Raw genomic sequence first — 19,712 nt, forward strand, 5'->3', positions numbered from 1 at the left:
CGCACGGCGGCCCGCGGAGGAACGAATCCGGCCCGGGGCTGCGTTGTCCCCGTATCGGGACGGCAACGGTGTCGGCGACGGCAGGGAGCAGGGGTGCCTATGACGCGCGGAGCGCGGGACGAGAGCGGTGTGGCCCAGGCGGCCGCGCCGCCGCAGCAGGGCAAGCCGCGGGCCCCGTACGAGGACCGGGGCGCCGTCGCTCCGCACGTGAGCACCCAGGGCCTGCCCGGGTGGCTCGATCCCGTCATCGAGGCCGCGGCGACGGTCCGGCCGACCCAGCTCAGCCGGTTCCTGCCGCCCGAGGACGGCGGCGGGCGCCAGTCCGCCGTGCTGATCCTCTTCGGCGAGGGCCCCCGCGGCCCCGAGCTGCTGCTCATGGAGCGCGCCGGGACGCTGCGCTCGCACGCCGGCCAGCCCTCCTTCCCCGGCGGCGCACTCGACTCGGAAGACGGCGATCCGCACACCACCGGCCCGCTGCGCGCCGCCCTGCGCGAGGCCGAGGAGGAGACCGGGCTCGACCCCTCAGGCGTCCAGCTCTTCGGCGTGCTGCCGCGCCTGTACATCCCGGTCAGCGAGTTCGTCGTGACCCCGGTCCTCGGCTGGTGGCGCGATCCCAGCCCCGTCGGCGCCGTGGATCCGGCCGAGACCGCCCGCGTCTTCACGGTTCCCGTGGCCGATCTCACGGATCCCGATCATCGGGTCATGGCCGTCCATCCGAGTGGCCACTTGGGCCCCGCTTTCACCGTCGAATCGGCTCTGGTCTGGGGTTTTACCGCCGGAGTGATCGACCGGCTGCTGCATTTCGCGGGGTGGGAGCGCCCCTGGGACCGTTCGAGGCAGGTCCCGCTCGACTGGCGCGCATGAGACGGTGACCCTCGTGAACGTGCTGGACATCCTGTTGCTGGTCGCCGCCGTGTGGTTCGCGATCGTCGGCTACCGCCAGGGGTTCGTCGTCGGCATCCTGTCGGTGATCGGCTTCCTCGGCGGTGGTCTCATCGCCGTGTCCCTGCTCCCGCTGGTCTGGGACCGGGTGACCGACAACGGCACCCAGGTGTCCACCACGGTCGTGGTGATCGCCGTCGTCGTGATCATCGTCTGTGCCTCGATCGGGCAGGCCTTCACCACCCATCTGGGCAACCGTCTGCGCCGCCACATCACGTGGTCGCCGGCGCGCGCGCTCGACGCGACCGGCGGGGCGCTGGTCAACGTCGTCGCGATGCTGCTGGTGGCGTGGCTGATCGGCTCGGCCCTCGCCGGGACGTCACTTCCCACCCTGGGCAAGGAAGTCCGCAATTCCAAGGTGCTGCTCGGCGTCTCGCGGGTGCTGCCCGCGCAGGCCAACACCTGGTTCTCGGACTTCAGCTCCACCCTCGCGCGCAGCGGCTTCCCGCAGGTCTTCAGCCCGTTCTCGAACGAGCCGATCACCGAGGTGAAGGCGCCCGACCCGGCGCTCGCCCGCAGCCCCGTCGCCGAGGCGGCGAAGCGCTCGATAGTGAAGGTCGTCGGTACCGCGCCGAGTTGCAGCAAGGTCCTGGAGGGCACCGGATTCGTCTTCGCGCCCGGCAAGGTCATGACCAACGCGCATGTCGTCGGCGGGGTCGGCGAGCCGACCGTGCAGATCGGCGGCGAGGGCAAGCTCTACGACGGCAAGGTCGTGCTCTACGACTGGGAGCGCGACATCGCCGTCCTGGACGTGCCCAAGCTGAAGGCGCCCGCGCTGGAGTTCACCGACAAGGACGCGGCGAGCGGCAGCGACGCGATCGTCGCCGGCTTCCCGGAGAACGGCGCGTACGACGTCCGCGCGGCGCGCGTCCGCGGCCGGATCAACGCCAACGGCCCGGACATCTACCACCGCGGCACCGTCCGGCGCGATGTCTACTCGCTGTACGCGACCGTCCGCCAGGGCAACTCCGGCGGTCCGCTGCTGACGCCCGACGGCAAGGTGTACGGGGTCGTCTTCGCGAAGTCGCTCGACGATCCGAACACCGGGTACGCGCTGACGGCGGACGAGGTCCGCGACGACATCCGGATCGGGAAGGCCTCCGACCGGCGGGTCGACAGCCAGGGCTGCGCCCTCTGATCCGTACGGGCCCGCTGATCCGTACGGATCCGGTGGGCCCGTACGCGTCCGGGTGGGCCCGTACGGGACGGGGCGCGGCTGCGGCTACGTCCGTGGATGCCGCAGGCGCGCCGAGACCCAGCGGGCCCGGCGGCGCAGGATGCGTGGAATCCCGAGTCGGGGGTCGTGGCCGTCCCGGCCCGTCCTCCCGTGCGTGCCCGGCGTCGCTGCCGGGCGGCGTTCGCGTGCGGTGTCACCGTAGTCGTGCGTCCAGCCCATACAACGAGCTGTGCCCGGGCCCCAAGGTCGGTAACCCCGTCCGGGGCGGCCAATTGGCCTATGCGCCGGGCAATTGAATGTTCGTCGGACAGTCGCACTGACGGTTGGTCAGCCGGTCGGCCGGCCGGCTGAGGCCCCGTCGGGTCAGCGGTCCGGCTCGGGGTCCTTCAGCCAGTTCACCAGCTCGGTCGAGAAGGCCACCGGATCCTCCTCGTGCGGGAAGTGCCCGAGGCCGTCGAACAGCCGCCATCGGTAAGGGGCTTCGACGTACTCCCCGGAGCCGGCCGAGCTCCGGGTGCGCATCACCGGGTCGAGCGATCCGTGCAGGTGCAGCGTCGGCACGCGCACCGGCCGCTTCATACGGCGGTTGAACTGGAGCCCGTCCGGCCGGGCCATCGACCGCATCATCCAGCGGTACGGCTCGATCGAGCAGTGAGCGGTGGACGGGATGCACATCGCGCGCCGGTACACGTCGAGGTCCTCGACCGCGGGCGGCAGCGGCCCGGACCAGTCCCGGATCAGCTCGGCCACGAGCGCCCCGTCGTCGGCGACGAGCTGGCGCTCCGGGATGAACGGCCGCTGGAAGCCCCAGATGTGCGAACCGGCCCGGGTCTGGCCGAAGTCGGAGAGCATCGCCGAGCGCCAGCGCCGCGGGTGCGGCATCGAGGAGACCACGAGCCGGCGCACCAGCTTGGGCCGCATCACGGCGGCGGTCCAGGCGAGGTAGCCGCCGAGGTCGTGTCCCACGAGGGCGGCGTCGGGCTCGCCGAGGGACCGTACGACCCCGGTGATGTCGAGCGCCAGGTTCGCCGGGTCGTAGCCGCGCGGGGTGCGGTCGCTGCCGCCCACCCCGCGCAGGTCCATCGCGACCGCCCGGTACCCGGCGTCGGCGAGCGCGGTCAGCTGGTGCCGCCACGTCCACCAGAACTGCGGGAAGCCGTGCAGCAGCAGCACCATCGGCCCGTCGCCCATCTCGGCGACGTGGAACCGGGCCCCGTTGGCCGCGACGTCCCGGTGGGTCACCGCTCGCCCGCCCGGCACGTCGATCCTGACCGCCGTCGCGGCGGTGGGCGGAGTGCTGGAGTCCGGTGAGGGCGCTGTCATGAGGACGAGCGTGCCACACCCACGGCCTGGTCACTCACCGACCGCGGATGCGGCTTGACGGTCGCGACGACCGCCGCGGTCTGCTTGACCGAGGCGATGGTCTTCTCCGGCGGCTTGACCTTCTTGAACTTCGATACGGCGATCAGCGCCAGCAGGCCCGCGAGCAGCAGGAACGCCACGCCGACGATGAGGAACGACCAGGCCAGCCCGAGCCCGAGGTTGTGGATCCCGTACGCCGCGGCGAAGCTCAGCACGGGCAGCGAGAACAGGGCGAACACCCCTGCGATCCCGATGGCGCTGCCGCCGACGCCCACGCGCTTGACGTCCTCGCGGATCTCCGCCTTGGCGAGGGCGATCTCGTCGTGCACCAGGGCGGACATCTCGGCGGTGGCCGAGGCGACCAGCTGGCCGAGTGTGCGCTCGGCTCCTTGCGCCCCTTGGTCCACTGCGCTCATCGCTCTCTCCCTCTGTCTTCTGCCGTCGTCTGCTGTCGACGCTCTGCGCGGCGGCTGTCCTTCGCCCGTCACGGCGTCAGTTCAGATCATGCCGGACGGTCGCGCTCGGCGCTGGACCCGGTGGCCGCTTCGAGCGCGGCGGCCGTGGCCGTCTCGGCCTTGCGGCGGTGTTCCGCGGCCTTCGCCTCGTAGATCTTCGCCATCCGCAGGTGGTACTCCGGCTTGTCCTGCTCGTAGATGTCCGGGATGCCGTCGAGGTCCTCGTCGCGCTCCTCGTCCTCGGTGAGGGCCTGGTACTTGCGGTTGCGGAGCTTGAGCATGACGCTCGCGACGACGGCGGCGATGAGGGAGCCGAACAGGACGGCGGCCTTCACCTCGTCGGTGAGGGTCTGGTCGCCGGTGAAGGCGAGTTCGCCGATGAGGAGCGAGACGGTGAAGCCGATGCCGGCGAGCGAGGCCACGGCGAGTACGTCGGGCCAGGCCAAGTCCTCGTTGAGCGAGGCGCGAGTGAAGCGGGCGGCCAGCCAGGTGCCGCCGAAGATGCCCACGGCCTTGCCGACGACCAGGCCGAGGACGACGCCGAGGGTCTCGGGCCGGGTGAAGACCTGGGCGATGGAGTCGTCGGAGAGCGAGACGCCGGCGGAGAACAGCGCGAAGAGCGGGACGGCCAGGCCGGCGGAAATGGGCCGGACGAGGTGCTCGATGTGCTCGCCGGGGGAGGTGTCCTCGCCCTCCTTGCGGGAGCAGCGGAGCATCAGGCCCATGGCCACGCCGGCGATGGTGGCGTGGACGCCGCTGTTGTACATCAGGCCCCAGATGACCAGGGCGAGCGGAACGTAGACGTACCAGCCGCGGACGCCCTTGTGGAGCAGGAACCAGAAGACGACCAGGCCGAGGACCGCGCCGCCGAGGGCCAGGAAGTCGATCTCGCTGGTGAAGAACACCGCGATGATCATGATGGCGAAGAGGTCGTCGACGACGGCGAGGGTCAGCAGGAAGGCGCGCAGGGCGGACGGCAGCGAGGTGCCGATGACGGCCAGGACGGCCAGGGCGAAGGCGATGTCGGTGGCGGTGGGGACCGCCCAGCCGTCCATCGAGCCGCCGCCGGCGGTGTTGACCAGTACGTAGACCAGCGCGGGCACGGCCATGCCGCAGACGGCGGCGATCACCGGGAGGGCGGCCGCCTTGGGGTCGCGCAGATCGCCCGCGACGAGCTCGCGCTTGAGCTCGATGCCGGCGACGAAGAAGAAGATGGCCAGCAGCCCGTCGGCCGCCCAGTGCTGGAGCGAGAGGTCCAGTCCGAGGGCGGCGGGGCCGATGTGGAAGTCGCTGACCTCGGCGTAGCTGTCGGAGAGGGCGGGGATGTTCGCCCACAGCAGGGCGGCGATGGCGGCCACGAGCAGAAGCACGCCGCCGACGGTCTCGGCGCGCAGGGCGTCGGCCACGAAGCGCCGTTCGGGCAGGGAGAGCCTGCCGAGGAACTTGCGGCTGTGGCGGTCGGTGGGGCTGGGCGCGGCCACGGGGGGCACCTCCGGGTGGTTGGACGGCATGGCGGAACTCGTTGCCGACCAGACTTCCCGGCGCACCCTGTGGACTTGCATTTTTACGCTTCTAATACTTTACAGGGTTGCGCAAGGACGTATCCGGCGATCTTCACTTTATGTGCGAAAGGGGCATCCGGCGCGACGCGCCGGATGCCCCTCGTCACTCAGTACTCAGTCGCTGCAGTTCGCGCCTAGTCCTCGCTGGAGGCGGACGGCAGCTTGCTCTGGATCAGGTCCATGACCGAGGAATCGGCCAGCGTCGTGACGTCACCGACCGCGCGGTCCTCGGCGACATCGCGCAGCAGGCGCCGCATGATCTTGCCCGAGCGGGTCTTGGGCAGCTCCTGGACGGGAACGATCCGCTTCGGCTTGGCGATCGGGCCCAGCGTGGCGCCCACGTGGTTGCGCAGCTCGCCGACCAGGGTGTCGGTCTCCGAGGCGCTGCCGCGCAGGATCACGAAGGCCACGATCGCCTGCCCGGTGGTCTCGTCCTTGGCGCCGACCACGGCCGCCTCGGCGACCGACGGGTGCGAGACGAGCGCCGACTCCACCTCGGTGGTCGAGATGTTGTGGCCGGAAACCAGCATCACGTCGTCCACCCGGCCGAGCAGCCAGATGTCGCCGTCCTCGTCCTTCTTGGCGCCGTCGCCCGCGAAGTACTTGCCCTCGAAGCGGGACCAGTACGTGTCGATGAACCGCTGGTCGTCGCCCCAGATGGTGCGCAGCATCGACGGCCACGGCTCGGTGAGGACCAGGTAGCCGCCACCGCCGTTCGGCACCTCGTGGCCCTCGTCGTCCACGACCGTGGCGCCGATGCCGGGCAGCGCGCGCTGCGCCGAGCCCGGCTTGGCCTCGGTCACGCCGGGCAGCGGGGAGATCATCATGGCGCCGGTCTCGGTCTGCCACCAGGTGTCCACGATCGGGCAGCGGTCACCGCCGATGTGCTTGCGGTACCAGATCCAGGCCTCGGGGTTGATCGGCTCGCCGACCGAGCCCAGCACGCGCAGGCTCGACAGGTCGAACTTCGCGGGGATGTCGTCGCCCCACTTCATGAACGTACGGATCGCCGTGGGCGCGGTGTAGAGGATGGTGACGCCGTACTTCTGCACGACCTCCCAGAACCGGCCCTGGTGCGGGGTGTCCGGCGTGCCCTCGTACATCACCTGCGTGGCGCCGTTGGCGAGCGGACCGTAGACGATGTACGAGTGCCCGGTCACCCAGCCGATGTCGGCGGTGCACCAGTAGACGTCGCTCTCCGGCTTGAGGTCGAAGACGGCGTGGTGGGTGTACGCGGCCTGCGTGAGGTAGCCGCCGGAGGTGTGCAGGATGCCCTTGGGCTTACCCGTGGTCCCCGAGGTGTACAGGATGAACAGCGGGTGCTCGGCGTCGAAGGCCTGCGGGGTGTGCTCGGCGGACTGGCGTCCTACGATCTCGTCCCACCAGACGTCGCGGCCCTCGGTGAACGCGGTGTCCTGGCCGGTGCGCCGTACGACGAGCACGTGCTCGACCTGCGGGCACTTGGCGACGGCCTCGTCGATGGCGGGCTTGAGGGCGCTGGGCTTGCCGCGGCGGTAGCCTCCGTCGGCGGTGATGACCAGCTTGGCGTCGGCGTCCTGGATGCGGGAGGCCACGGCGTCGGCGGAGAAGCCGCCGAAGACCACCGAGTGCGCGGCGCCGACGCGGGCGCACGCGAGCATCGCGACGACGGCCTCGGGGATCATCGGCAGGTAGACCGCGACCCGGTCGCCGGCCTGGACGCCGAGCTCGGTCAGGGCGTTGGCGGCCTTGGAGACCTCGTCCTTGAGCTCGGCGTAGGTGATCGCCCGGCTGTCGCCGGGCTCGCCCTCGAAGTGGATGGCGACGCGGTCGCCGTTGCCGGCCTCGACGTGCCGGTCCACGCAGTTGTACGCGACGTTCAGCTTGCCGTCCGCGAACCACTTGGCGAAGGGCGGGTTGGTCCAGTCGAGCGTCTCGGTCGGCTCGGTGTCCCAGGTCAGCCGCCGTGCCTGCTCGGCCCAGAAGCCCAGCCGGTCCGCGTCGGCCTGTGCGTACGCAGCCCCGGTCACATTGGCGGCGGCGGCCAGGTCGGCGGGAGGAGCGAATCGACGCTCCTCCTTCAACAGGTTGGCCAGGCTTTCGTTGCTCACGACATCTCCCTTTCCCAGGGTGTCCGTTGTGTCCCCGGGCATAGCTCATCAGTCAGCGGCCCTGGTGACAAGGGGTAGCCGAAAATTGGTTTAGACCTATATCACGGCCGGGCGGACGTGCAGAGTGGCCCCTTCCCGCTGCAGGGTGCGGGAAGGGGCCACTCTGTGACACGGATACCGGAGGGTACCGGTTCGTTTGTATCCATGATCCGGATCTGCCGGGCACGGCGATTCGGTCATCATCCGGTCATCTTTCAGGCGTGCTGCCCGACGTGCTGCGCGGTGTGGTGTCCGGCATGCTCTTCGGCGTGCTGTCCGGCCTGGTGCCCCACGCTGTCGAAGACCCGGCAGTCGAAGAAGTCCTCGCCCTCCGACAGCAGGTACGCCTGGGCCTCGCCCACGTGGAAGTACATCCCGTGCAGCTCCAGCGTGCCCTCCGCGAGCCGCCGGGCCACCGACTCGTGCGCCCGCAGGTGCTCCAGCTGCTGCACCACATTGGTCAGGCACAGCTGCTCCACGGCATCCGCCGGGAGCCGGCCCGCGATCCGGGCCCAGGCGTGGTGGCGGCTGGCCATCCGCTCCAGGCTGGGCAGCCCGTGCCGCAGCCACCGGCGCAGCGGGGTCATCGGGGCCCCGGGCGTGGAGTTCAGCAGCGCCTGCATGGCCCCGCAGCCCGAGTGCCCGCACACCGTGATGCTGTCCACCTTGAGCACGTCCACCGCGTACTCGATGGCCGCCGCGACCGAGTCGTCCGTGGCTTCGGCGCCCGGCAGGGGGACCAGATTGCCGACGTTGCGGACCGTGAACAGGTCGCCGGGGCCGCTGGCCGTGATCATGCTGGTGACCAGGCGGGAGTCCGCGCAGGTCAGGAAGAGCTGCGAGGGCCGCTGCCCCTCCCGGGCCAGCCGGGCCAGTTCCTCGCGGACGTGCGGCGCGGTGTCCCGCTGGAAGGCGCTGATGCCGCTGGCCAGTTGGCCGGCGCCGCGGCGGCGCGGGGCCGGGGTCGGGGCCGCCGCCTCCATGACCTCCAGCGCGTCGGGAGCCGCGGCCGCGCCGGGGATCGTACGCTCGGCCGCCGGCCGGTGGTCGCAGTGGTTCATCCACGGGGTCCAGGGGCGGCAGCACTGGTGCCCGCCGCGATGGCTCCCGCGGTGGGAGCGCTGCTCCACGCGGTCGGCCCGGTGTCCCTGGTGCGCCTGGTGCGCCAGGTAGGTCCGGTTGGCGCGGTCCGCCCCGGTCATCCGGGTGGTGGAGCGGCCGGTGACCTCCAGCGAGCCCCCGTGCACCAGGTGGGCGTGCTGCCAGTCCTGGAGCGTCTCGTACGCCGCGTGGTCCATGAACGAGCCGTCCAGCTCCACCACCACCCGCCCGCCCGTCGGGATCTGGTTCAGCACCCGGCTCAGCCGCGGCACCGCGAGGAAGGTCAACTGCCCGCGCGCCCACACCCGGTGGACCCCGTCCAGCACCTCCACCGTGATCCGGGTCCGGGCCAGCCGGTGCAGGGCGATCGCGACGGCCACCGCGATGCCGATGGCGACCCCCTCCAGCACCCCGCCGAGCACCACTGCCGCGATCGTCGTCACGTACACCGCGATCTCGCGGTGCCGGGTGACCGTACGCAGATGCGTGGCGCTGACCATTTGCACGCCCAGCGCCATCACCAGGGCGGCCAGCGCGGCGAGCGGGATCAGGTCGAGGACCGGGACGAGAAGGGCGGCCGCGAGCAGGATCCAGAGCCCGTGCAGCATGACCGACCGGCGGCTGACGGCCCCGGACCTGACGTTGGCCACGCTCCGGACGGCCCCGCCCGCGACGGGCAGCCCGCCCAGCAGTCCGGAGACGACGTTCGCCGCGCCCTGTCCGCGCAGTTCCCGGTCGAGGTCGGCGCGCGACGGGCGGTTGCCCGTACGCCGCTGCGAGGCGATCAGCTTGTCGGTGGCGACCGCGGACAGCAGGGATTCCACACTGCCGACCAGGGTGACCGTCAGGACGGCCGCGATGATGCCGAGGACGGGACCCTCGGGCAGCTCGGGCAGGGCGTGGCTGCGCCAGGACGGCAGGTCCACCCGGGGCAGGGTCAGCCCGGTCAGCGCGGCGAACGCCGTGGCCGTGGCCACGGCGGCCAGCGCGGCCGGCACCTTGCGCAGCGCGAGCCCGATCCGCCCGGGCAGCCGCGGCCAGCCGAGCAGGACGACCAGGGTCAGGGCGCTGACGCCGAGCGCGGCCGGATGCAGCTGCGCCAACTGGTCCGGAAGGCCCAGGACGTTGGCGAGGGCGGAGCTCTGCGGGGTGCCGCCGAGGACGATGTGCAGCTGGGCCAGCGCGATCGTGACGCCGACGCCCGCGAGCATGCCGTGGACGATGGCCGGGCTGACCATGAGTGCCGAGCGGGCGGTGCGCAGCGCGGCGAGCCCGAGCTGGCAGCAGCCGGCGAGCACGGTGATGGCGCAGGTCGTGCGCCATCCGTAGTGCTGGATCAACTCGGCGGTGACGACCGTCAGTCCGGTCGCGGGTCCGCTCACCAGGAGGGGGGTGCCGCCGAGGCGCCCGGCCACGATCCCGCCGACGGCCGCGGCCACCAGGCCCGCCTGGAGCGGGGCGCCGGTGGCGAGCGCGATGCCGAGGGAGAGCGGCAGGGCGATCAGGAAGACGGTCAGGGAGGCGGAGAGGTCGGCATGGAGATCGGCGCGGTGCCCCTTGCGTGGGCCGCCGTGGGGCGTGGGGGAGGTGGCTGTCATAGGTCCCGTCTCCTCTGCGGAGGGATGAAGCGGCGGGAGTCTCAACACTCAGTAAATGAAAGGTAATGGAGAGTAAAGGATCGCGATAGGAAATAGGAGCAAATGGTCTAGAAATTAGCCCCCAGGGGTGATTAATCATTTTGTACGGCTTGTCACATCATCTTCACGGCGGACCGCATGGGACGTTGCGGCGCGGAAGACCCGCGATGGAACTGCGAGGAGAGGTGGACGGATGATCGCCGCCACGAAGAAGATCGCCGGCGGCCTGGTCGCCACGGCGCTGGTGCTGGGCGTCGCCGGGTGCAGCACCTCGGGACCCGCCAAGCCGTCCCCCGGGAGCCCGAACGGCAAGAAGGGCGCGGCGGCCCCCGAAGCCGCGCCCGGGAGCGTGAACCGGCTCATCGGCGACGGTTCGACGGCGTACACGGGTGCGCAGCCGAACGTGCGGAAGCCGGAGAAGCTGAAGCCCGGCGAGAAGCCGCCGCAGTTCGTGGTGTTCTCGTGGGACGGGGCCGGCGAGGACAGCCAGAAGCTCTTCTCGCACTTCCGCGAGGTCGGAAAGAAGTACAACGCCCGGATGACGTACTTCCTCAGCGGCGTGTACATGCTTCCCGAGGAGAAACGTTCCCTCTATACGGCCCCGCAGCACGAGTCCGGCCGCTCCGACATCGGCTTCGGCGATCTCCAGGGCGTCAAGGACACGGCCGCGCAGGTCCGCGGGGCCTGGCTGGAGGGCAACGAGATCGGCACCCACTTCAACGGCCACTTCTGTGGCCCCGACGGCGGCGTCGGCACCTGGTCCGTCCCGGAGTGGAAGAGCGAGATCAACCAGGCCAAGTCGTTCGTCAAGAGCTGGAAGACGAACACGCCGGACCTCAAGGGCATGGAGCCGCTCCCGTTCGACTACGAGAAGGAGCTCATCGGCGCCCGCACCCCCTGCCTCGAAGGCCAGAAGAACTTCATGCTGGCGGCCAAGGACATGGGCTTCCGCTACGACTCCAGCGGCATCAGCAAGCAGATCTGGCCGAAGAAGACGGACGGGCTCTGGGACCTCCCGCTCCAGCTGGTACCCATGCCGGGCCGTGCCTTCGACACGCTGAGCATGGACTACAACTACCTGGTCAACCAGTCCGGTACGACCACGCAGGGCGACCCCTCGCAGCACGCGTACTGGGGCGAGCAGATGCGCGAGGGCCTCCAGCAGGCCTTCGACCGGGTCCACTCGGGCAACCGCGCGCCGCTGATCATCGGCAACCACTTCGAGTCCTGGAACGGCGGCACGTACATGAAGGCCGTCGAGGACTCCATCGAGTCGATGTGCACGCAGAAGGACGTCCGCTGCGTGCCGTTCCGCGAGCTGGTCGACTGGCTGGACGCCCAGGACCCGAAGGTCCTGGAGTGGATGCGCGGCCTCGACGTCGGCGAGGCGCCCAAGGAGGGCTGGACGAAGTTCCTGACGGCGGGGCCGCCGGCCGAGCCGGCCGCCCCCGCGGTCAAGCCGGCTGCGGAGCCGGCCGAAGAGGGTTCGAGCGAGGACTGACGAGGTCGGGGCCGGCCGGCCCGTCGAGGTCCTGGACCGCCGGCCCGCCGCCGACGCTCTCCCGCAGGACGAAATCGGGGTCGACCTGGGCAGCCAGGTCGGCCCCGGTCTTGGCGTTCCCCCAGCTCTCCGCGTTCCGCAGGTGGAAGTGGACCATCTGCGCGGTGTACCGCTCCCAGTCGCGGTCGGCGTACGAGTCCTCGGCCGCGTCCTGGAGGGCCTGGAGGGCGAGCCGGTTGCTCGCTTCGAGCAGCTCGAACGCCGCCGGGCGGCCCTTCTCCATCGCCCGTACCCAGTCGGAGTGCCCGACGGTGACGAGCAGGTCCTCCCCGACCTCGTCCTGGAGGAACTCGATGTCGTCCGTGCCCTGCACCTTGTTGCCGATGACCTTGAGGGCGACCCCGAAGTCCCGCGCGTAGTCCTTGTACTGGCGGTACACGGAGATGCCCTTGCGGGTCGGCTCCGCGACCAGGAAGGTCATGTCGAAACGGGTGAACATGCCCGAGGCGAAGGAGTCGGAGCCCGCGGTCATGTCGACGACGACGTACTCGTCCGGGCCGTCGACCAGGTGGTTGAGGCAGAGCTCCACCGCGCCGACCTTGGAGTGGTAGCAGGCGACCCCGAGGTCCGACTCGGTGAACGGGCCGGTGGCCATCAGTCGCACGGGCTCCCCGTCGAACATCAGCGTGCGCGCGCAGGCCTCGTACACCGGGTTGTCCTCGGTGACCCGCAGCAGGCGCGATCCGGCGCCGGGCGGGGTGGTCTTGATCATCGTGTCGGCGGAGGCGATGCGCGGATTGGAGCCCCGCAGGTACTCCTTGATCAGGGGCAGGTGCGCGCCCAGGGCGGGCAGCGCGGCGGCCTCGTCCTCGCCGAGTCCGAGCGCGGCGCCCAGGTGCTGGTTGATGTCGGCGTCCACCGCGACGACAGGGGCTTCATTGGCTGCGAGGTGGCGGATGAAGAGGGAGGACAGGGTCGTCTTGCCGCTGCCGCCCTTTCCCACGAAAGCGATCTTCATGTTCACCAAGAGTAGCGGTCAGGTCGCTGTGCGTGGTGTCGCCAAGTGAAGAAGACCACTCCAAGGAGGGGGCGGTGCTATGGACGTCGAGTGCGTAGGCTCCCTACTTATGAGTAGCGCTTCTGACCCGCTGGTCGCCCTGGGTTCGCTCCCGGGCGTCGCCGAATCCGTGGATTCCGTACGCAAGGCCGTGGACCGGGTCTACGGGCACCGGGTCATGCGCCGGCGCAGCGGGGAGATCACCTCGGAGGCGGCGCTGCGCGGGGCGCGCGGCAGCGCGGCGCTGTCCGGGGCGGACTGGGCGCTGGAGGAGGTGCGCCGCCGCACCGATTTCGGGGCGGAGGCGGAGGCGCGCACGGTGGGCGCGGCGCTGCGCCTGACGGCGGAGGCCGGGCAGCTGCTGAGCATCTGGCGCCAGTCGCCGCTGCGGGTGCTGGCGCGCCTGCACCTGGTGGCGTCGGGGTCGACGGCCGAGGGTGACGTGGTGGGCCGGCCGCGGCTGGCGGGCGAGCCGGTGGACGAACCCTTCGTCACCCTGCCGCTGCCGAGCGCGGACGAGGTGGCGGGCCGACTGGACGGCCTGTCCCGGCTGATCATCGCGGGCGGCTCGGCCCCGGCGCTGATCACGTCGGCGGTGGTGCACGGCGAGCTGCTGGCGCTGCGTCCGTTCGGCTCGTACAACGGGCTGGTCGCGCGGGCGGCGGAGCGGATCGTGCTGATCAACAGCGGTCTGGACCCGAAGGCGATCTGCCCGGCGGAGGTCGGCCACGCGGAGCAGGGGCGGGACGCGTACCTGGCGGCGTTCGAGGGCTACGTCTCGGGGACGGCGGAGGGGATGGCGGCGTGGATCGCGCACTGCGGCCGCGCGATCGAGCTGGGCGTCCGCGAGTCGACGGCGGTCTGCGAGGCGTTGCAGCGGGGCGCGGCGTAATCGCCCCTGCACAGGGTTGCGGCGACACCGTCTAGCTTTGGTGTCGCCGCTGGCATTTACGCCCAGTTACCAAGCGTCCTCGATGATTGCCCATCAGGCCGGGAGCTTTGCCCGTTACCTGGTGCGGCTGGCCCGTAATCGACGGGTCGACGTCGCGTGGGTGCTCGGCGTTCATGCTTCGGTCCGTGGGCCTTACTGCGTTTTAAAGATGATCCTCTCGGATGTTCTTTGGTCTCGCGGGCCGTTGACTCCTTTGTACTCCGCTTCGCTGACAAGCGGAACCCCTACCTACTTTTTTTACTTTCCGGGGCACCGTGGGGCGAACCGGACAGTGGTCATCGCTGCAGCTCAGGGCCGATTCCCGCCGGGCGCCCGCTGACCTCCTTAGCCCCCACTGGGGTATCCGGCCCCGCCGGAGTTCGAGGCGCGGGCTCGCGGGCGCTTATGCCGGGTCAGGGTCAGGCGGACGCGGCAGCGGCCAGCGCGCTCGCCCGCCGCCGGCTGGCGTACCAGACCAGCCCCGCGGTGGCGGCAGCCGCCCCCACCGCCGCCGCGGCCACCAACGCCGGCCGCGCCGGCATGGACAGCCCCGGCAGCCGCTGCTTCAACCGCACCGGCCGGTTGAACACCAGCACCGGCCACTCCCGCGCCACCGCCTCCCGCCGCAACGCCCGGTCGGGGTTGACGGCGTGCGGGTGCCCGACCGCCTCCAGCATCGGGATGTCCGTCACCGAGTCGCTGTACGCGTAGCACCGCGCGAGGTCGTACCCCTCGGACTCCGCGAGCTCCCGCACCGCCTCGGCCTTGGTCGGCCCGTACGCGTAGTACCCGATCTCGCCCGTGAAGCAGCCGTCCTCACCGATGACCATGCGCGTCGCGACGACCCGGTCCGCGCCGAGCATCTCGCCGATCGGCTCGACGACTTCGGCGCCGGACGTCGACACGATCACCACGTCGCGGCCGGCCGTGTGGTGGGCCTCGATCAGGGAGGCGGCCTCGTCGTAGATCAGCGGGTCGATCAGGTCGTGCAGGGTCTCGGCGACGATCTCCCGCACCTGCTGGACGTTCCACCCCTTGCAGAGGGAGGACAGGTACTCACGCATCCGCTCCATCTGATCGTGGTCGGCGCCGCCGACCAGGTAGATGAACTGGGTGTAGGCGGTGCGCAGCACGGCTCGGCGGTTGATGAGGCCGCCCTGGTAGAAGGACTTGCTGAACGTCAGAGTGCTTGACTTCGCAATGACCGTCTTGTCCAGGTCGAAGAAGGCTGCGGTGCGGGGCGACGAGTGCGGCAAGGGCTGGATTTCCACGCCCCGAGCATATGCGCCCACCATTCGGCGTAAGGTGTGGCGCGTGGGTTTGCCTGAGAAGGCTCTCGGGTACACCATGGAAGTCACGGATCGTTCGCGACCGTGCTAACCCGGTCTGGCTCCTCCCCCCCCGAGTCGGACCGTGGGGACGACCCCCGCTCTCCCCCCCGGCGGGGGTCGTCGCATGTCCGGACGCGGTTTGCGTCCCTGCCTTCGGCCCCAAGTGACCATTCCTGCAGCCCTCCTTCCTCGGTGGACCCTGCGTGGCGAAGGCCCTCACCTCTTCAGACTCGTGACTCTGTGTAGTGGTTCCGCCGCGCTCTGAACTCACCTGTTGGGGTGATGGAGTTATTCACAGGGCTCCTGTTGTCCACAGTTTTCGAGCAAGATCCACGTCTTTTTCCGGATGGCCCCACGGTGATTCCAGCCGCGAAGTCCGCGGTGCTGGGATTTGCAGTGAGAAGGGGGCGGAGATCGTGGCTGGATCGAAGTCGTGTGAAGTGCCGGAGCGCGTGGAAGCAGGCGGAATCAGGCCATTGGGCGCCCTGGGCGGGGCTGTGCCCGGTGGCGGGCGGCCGCTGATCATCACCGAGGACCCGCTGCTGCTCGACGATCTGCTGCGGCTCTGCGCGGCCGCGGGCGCCGAGCCGCATGTGCACCATGCGGTGCCCGAGCAAAGCGGAGGCGGTGGCGTCGCAGGCGGCGGGAGGGGCGAAAGCGGTTCCGGGGCCGCCCTGGAAGCGGATGGGGGCGTCGGGTGGGAGTCCGCGCCGCTCGTGCTCGTCGGGGATGACGCCGCCCGCCGGGTGCGCGGCGCCCCGCGCCGGGGCGGGGTGCTGCTCGTCGGCCGGGACCTGGACGACCCCCTCGTCTGGCAGCGGGCGGTGGAGATCGGCGCCGAGGAGGTGCTCCGGCTACCCGACGCCGAGAGCCGGCTCGTCGACCGCATCGCCGATGTGGTGGAAGGGGCCGGGAAACCCGCCCTCGCCGTCGGGGTGATCGGCGGCAGCGGCGGGGCCGGAGCCTCCACCCTCGCGTGCGCACTGGCCCTCCGGGCAGCCCGCGCCGGGGAGCGGACCATCCTCATCGACGGGGACCCGCTCGGCGGCGGTATGGACGTACTGCTCGGCGGAGAGAGCGCCGAGGGGCTGCGCTGGCCGGACTTCGCGGGCTCGCGGGGCCGGGTGGGCGCCGGCGCGCTGGAGGAGTCCCTGCCGGAGCTGCACGCGCTACGGGTGCTCAGCTGGGACCGCGGGGACCGGGTGGTGGTGCCGCCCGCGGCGATGCGCTCGGTGCTGGCCGCCGCGCGCCGCCGGGGCGGGGTGGTGGTCGTCGACCTGCCCCGGCGGGTGGACGAAGCCGTGGCCGAGGCACTGGCCCAGCTGGACCTGGTGCTGATGGTGGTGCCGGGCGAGTTGCGGGCGGTGGCCGCCGCGGGCCGGGTCGCGGCCGGCGTGCGGATGGTGGCCCGGGACGTCCGCGTGGTCGTACGGGGCCGCTGCCCGGGCGGGCTCGACGCCGAGGCGGTGGCCGGGCTGCTGGGGGTGCCGCTCGCCGGGGAGGTGCCGGTCGAGGTGGGGCTCCCGGGGCGGGTCGCCGAGGGGGAACCGCCGGGCGGGCAGGGGCGGGGCGCGCTGGCCCGCTTCTGCGACGGCTTCTGGCGGCGGGCGCTCGGCCCCGCCCAGGGGGTGGCGGCATGAGCGCCGTACTCCTGGACGCGGTGCGGCAGCGGCTCGCCGAGAGCGGGGCGGAGCCGACCCCGGCCCGGGTGGCGGCGGCCCTGCGGGCGCAGGGCCGCCTGCTCGGGGACGCGGAAGTGCTCGGCGTGGCCGCCGAGTTGCGGTCCGAGCTGGTCGGCGCCGGCCCGCTGGAAGCGCTGCTCGCCGACCCGGAGGTCACCGATGTCCTGGTGGCCGCCCCGGACCGGGTGTGGGTGGACCGCGGTGGCGGGCTGGAGCTGACCGGGGTGACCTTCGCCGACGCCGATGCCGTGCGCAGGCTCGCCCAGCGGCTGGCCGCCGTCGCGGGCCGGCGCCTGGACGACGCCCGGCCCTGGGCGGACGCCCGGATGCCCGACGGCACCCGGCTGCATGCCGTGCTGCCGCCGGTGGCGGTCGGCTCGGCCTGCCTGTCGCTGCGCGTGGTGCGGCCGAGGGCGTTCACGCTGGACGAGCTGGTCGAGGCGGGCACGCTGCCGCCCGGCGGGCAGCGGCTGCTGCGGGACATGGTCGAGGCCCGGCTGTCGTTCCTCGTCTCCGGCGGAACCGGCACCGGCAAGACCACGCTACTCAGCGCCCTGCTCGGGCTGGTCGGCCCCGGCGAACGGATCGTCCTGGCCGAGGATTCGGCCGAGCTGCGCCCCGACCATCCGCACGTGGTGCGGCTGGAGACCCGGCCGGCGAACCAGGAGGGTGCGGGCCTGGTCACCCTGGCGGATCTGGTCCGGCAGGCACTGCGTATGCGCCCGGACCGGCTGGTCGTCGGCGAGGTCCGGGGCGCGGAAGTCGCCGATCTCCTGGCGGCTTTGAACACGGGTCACGAAGGCGGCTGCGGCACGGTCCATGCGAATGCCGCCGCGCACGTGCCGGCCCGGCTGGAGGCGCTCGGGACCTCCGCCGGGCTCGACCGGGCCGCCCTGCACAGCCAGTTGGCGGCCGCGCTGACCCTGGTGGTCCATCTGGTCCGGGACCGGGCCGGGCGGCGCCGGGTGGCCGAGGTGCACGTGCTGGAACGGGACGCCGCCGGGCTGGTGGTCACCGTACCGGCGCTGCGCTGGTCCGCCCGGGGCTTCGCTCGGGAGCGGGGCTGGGAGCGGCTGCGTCCGCTGCTGCGGGGTGCGCGGTGAACGGGGTGGCGGCGGTGCCGGTGCCGCTGTTCGCCGGGGTGCTCTGCGCGGGGACGGCCGCCTGGGCGCTGGCCGGGGGAGACCGGGTGTCCCGGCGGGCGCGGGTGGTGCTGGCCGGGGGCGGGCCCGTGGTGCCCCGCGGTCCGGTGCACCGGGAGCGGCTGCTGATCGCGGTGCGGGTACGGGCCGCGCGGTGGCGGGAGTGGTCCTGCCTCGGGATCGGGCTCGTGGTCGCGCTGCTGGGCACGTCGGTGATCCCGCTGGTGGCGGGCGCGGCGGCGGTGCCGCTGGTGCGGCGGTGGCTGCGGGTCCGGCAGCGGGAGCGGGAGCGGGGTGCCCGGGCCGCCGGGGTGATCGCGCTGTGCGGAGCGGCGGTGGGCGAGCTGCGGGCGGGGGCGCAGCCCGGACAGGCGCTGACGGCGGCGCTGCGGCGGACGGCCACGGGTCCGGGCGGTCCCGGCCCGGCGGAGGCGGCGGTGCTGGCCGCCGCGGCGTTCGGCGGGGACGTCCCCGCGGCGTTGCGGCAGGCGTCGCGGGAGCCCGGTGCGGAAGGACTGGCCGGGATGGCCGCCTGTTGGTCCATCTCGGTGGACGGGGGCGCGGGGCTCGCAGCCGGACTGGACCGGCTGGAGGGGGCGTTGCGGGCCGAGCGGGACCGGCAGGAGTCCCTGCGGGCCCAGTTGGCGGGTGCCAGATCGACCACGGCGGTGCTGGCCCTGCTGCCGCTGGTCGGCCTGTTGATCGGCACCGGGCTCGGAGCGGACCCGCTGCGCGTGCTGCTGCACACCCCGGTCGGGTGGGGCTGTCTGCTGGCGGGCGGGGTGCTGGAAGTGCTGGGGCTGCTGTGGTGCCGGCGGATCGTACGGGCGGGGGAGCGGTGATGGGCGGATTCGTGGTCCACGGGCTGGGGATGGCGTTGTGCCTCGCGGTGGCGGTGGCGTGCACGGCTTCGGCGGTGGCGGCCCAGGTCCGGGCGCGGGCGGCCCGGCGCAGGATCACCGCGCTGATGTCGGCGCAACCGGAGCGTCGGGCGCCGGTGTTCGGACCCGGAATACGGGCGGCGGTGACGGTGTGGGCGGGCCCGGCGGGGGCGCTGCTGGCGGCCTGGGTGCTGGTCGGCGGGGTGCCGGGAGTGCTGGCCGGCTGCGGGGCGGCGCTCGGGGTGTGGCGCTGGCAGCGGCGGGCGCGGCCGCCGGCCGGGGTGGATCCGAGGGACGCGGAGCGCCAGCTCCCCTTCGCGGCCGATCTGTTGGCCGCGTGCCTCGCGGCCGGTGCGGGGCCCGTGGAGGCCGCCGAGGTGGTGGGTGAATCACTGGGCGGTCCGGTCGGCGAGCGGCTGGCGCTGGCCGGGGCGGAGCTGCGGCTCGGCGGCGAACCGGGCGCCGCGTGGGGGAGGTTGGCGGAGATAGCGGGCGCGGGGGTGCTCGCGGAATGTCTGGAGCGGGCCGCCCGGACGGGAGCCCCGGCCGCCGAGCCGGTCTCCCGCCTGGCGACGGCCCTGCGCGAGGACCGCGCCCGGCAGGCAGGAGCCCGGGCGCAGCGGGCGGCGGTGCTCGTCACCGCTCCGGTGGGGCTGTGTTTCCTCCCCGCGTTTCTCGCGGTCGGAGTGGCCCCGGTGGTGATCGGAATGGCCTCCGGCCTTCTCTCTGCCACCTGAAGTCACAGCAGCAACTTCCGTTACTCGGCTCTCGCGTCGGCCCTCAACTCGGCGCCTGGAAACACCACTCGGATCACCACTGAGA

General features: G+C 72.1%; 15 protein-coding genes. 8 read left to right on the plus strand and 7 right to left on the minus strand.

Annotated elements, in window-relative coordinates; all coding sequences use genetic code 11:
• The first annotated feature begins 99 nt into the window (after positions 1-99).
• Both OG509_RS20725 and OG509_RS20730 read left to right on the plus strand, forming a co-directional pair.
• Positions 100-864 (plus strand): NUDIX hydrolase, encoded by a 765-nt coding sequence (locus tag OG509_RS20725; protein WP_406183935.1) that lies wholly within the window; start codon positions 100-102, stop codon positions 862-864.
• Positions 865-877: 13 nt separating this feature from the next.
• Positions 878-2,080: a MarP family serine protease gene (locus OG509_RS20730; protein WP_406183937.1), complete on the plus strand. Its 1,203-nt coding sequence runs from the start codon at positions 878-880 to the stop codon at positions 2,078-2,080.
• Between the two features lie 402 nt (positions 2,081-2,482).
• Here OG509_RS20730 and OG509_RS20735 read toward each other — a convergent pair whose 3' ends face one another.
• The 5 genes from OG509_RS20735 to OG509_RS20755 form a co-directional block, all read right to left on the minus strand.
• On the minus strand, positions 2,483-3,442 hold the full coding sequence (locus OG509_RS20735; protein WP_406183939.1) for an alpha/beta fold hydrolase: 960 nt from the start codon (positions 3,440-3,442) through the stop codon (positions 2,483-2,485).
• Entirely contained in the window at positions 3,439-3,897 is a 459-nt protein-coding gene (locus tag OG509_RS20740) for a phage holin family protein (RefSeq protein ID WP_406183940.1), read from the minus strand. The genes OG509_RS20735 and OG509_RS20740 overlap by 4 nt, the downstream gene beginning before the upstream one ends.
• An 86-nt stretch (positions 3,898-3,983) precedes the next feature.
• Positions 3,984-5,447 (minus strand): Na+/H+ antiporter NhaA, encoded by a 1,464-nt coding sequence (gene nhaA / locus OG509_RS20745; RefSeq protein ID WP_406183941.1) that lies wholly within the window; start codon positions 5,445-5,447, stop codon positions 3,984-3,986.
• Between the two features lie 185 nt (positions 5,448-5,632).
• Entirely contained in the window at positions 5,633-7,630 is a 1,998-nt protein-coding gene (acs, locus tag OG509_RS20750) for an acetate--CoA ligase (RefSeq protein ID WP_385573655.1), read from the minus strand.
• A gap of 212 nt (positions 7,631-7,842) precedes the next feature.
• Positions 7,843-10,326 carry a SulP family inorganic anion transporter gene (locus tag OG509_RS20755; RefSeq protein WP_406183943.1) on the minus strand — a complete coding sequence of 828 codons (2,484 nt, stop codon included), beginning with the start codon at positions 10,324-10,326 and terminating at the stop codon, positions 7,843-7,845.
• 232 nt (positions 10,327-10,558) lie between these two features.
• Between OG509_RS20755 and OG509_RS20760 the strand changes: the two genes are divergently transcribed.
• Positions 10,559-11,866 (plus strand): hypothetical protein, encoded by a 1,308-nt coding sequence (locus OG509_RS20760; protein ID WP_406183944.1) that lies wholly within the window; start codon positions 10,559-10,561, stop codon positions 11,864-11,866.
• On the opposite strand, the gene OG509_RS20765 is transcribed toward OG509_RS20760, so the two are convergent.
• A complete protein-coding gene (locus tag OG509_RS20765; protein ID WP_406183946.1) occupies positions 11,820-12,884 on the minus strand; it encodes an ATP-binding protein in 1,065 nt (354 codons plus the stop codon). The two genes, OG509_RS20760 and OG509_RS20765, sit on opposite strands and share 47 nt — an antisense overlap.
• A gap of 109 nt (positions 12,885-12,993) precedes the next feature.
• Between OG509_RS20765 and OG509_RS20770 the strand changes: the two genes are divergently transcribed.
• Positions 12,994-13,815 (plus strand): oxidoreductase, encoded by an 822-nt coding sequence (locus tag OG509_RS20770; RefSeq protein ID WP_406183947.1) that lies wholly within the window; start codon positions 12,994-12,996, stop codon positions 13,813-13,815.
• A 458-nt stretch (positions 13,816-14,273) separates the two neighbouring features.
• Here the strand turns inward: OG509_RS20770 and OG509_RS20775 are convergent, their stop codons facing one another.
• A complete protein-coding gene (locus tag OG509_RS20775) occupies positions 14,274-15,110 on the minus strand; it encodes an HAD family phosphatase (protein ID WP_030152694.1) in 837 nt (278 codons plus the stop codon).
• A gap of 527 nt (positions 15,111-15,637) precedes the next feature.
• Between OG509_RS20775 and ssd the strand changes: the two genes are divergently transcribed.
• The 4 genes from ssd to OG509_RS20795 are packed head-to-tail and all read left to right on the plus strand — an operon-like array spanning position 15,638 to position 19,627.
• The gene (gene ssd / locus OG509_RS20780; RefSeq protein ID WP_406183948.1) at positions 15,638-16,825 is read left to right on the plus strand and encodes a septum site-determining protein Ssd; all 1,188 of its coding nucleotides are present in this window, start codon (positions 15,638-15,640) and stop codon (positions 16,823-16,825) included.
• The gene (locus tag OG509_RS20785; protein WP_385573641.1) at positions 16,822-17,970 is read left to right on the plus strand and encodes a TadA family conjugal transfer-associated ATPase; all 1,149 of its coding nucleotides are present in this window, start codon (positions 16,822-16,824) and stop codon (positions 17,968-17,970) included. The genes ssd and OG509_RS20785 overlap by 4 nt, the downstream gene beginning before the upstream one ends.
• Before the next feature lie 5 nt (positions 17,971-17,975).
• Positions 17,976-18,851 carry a type II secretion system F family protein gene (locus tag OG509_RS20790; protein WP_406187639.1) on the plus strand — a complete coding sequence of 292 codons (876 nt, stop codon included), beginning with the start codon at positions 17,976-17,978 and terminating at the stop codon, positions 18,849-18,851.
• Entirely contained in the window at positions 18,851-19,627 is a 777-nt protein-coding gene (locus OG509_RS20795; RefSeq protein WP_406183949.1) for a type II secretion system F family protein, read from the plus strand. Before OG509_RS20790 ends, OG509_RS20795 begins: the two co-directional genes overlap by 1 nt.
• Positions 19,628-19,712 lie beyond the last annotated feature (85 nt).

The sequence above is a fragment of the Streptomyces sp. NBC_01006 genome, from assembly GCF_045162725.1.
In the GTDB taxonomy this organism is placed as follows: Bacteria; Actinomycetota; Actinomycetes; order Streptomycetales; family Streptomycetaceae; genus Streptomyces.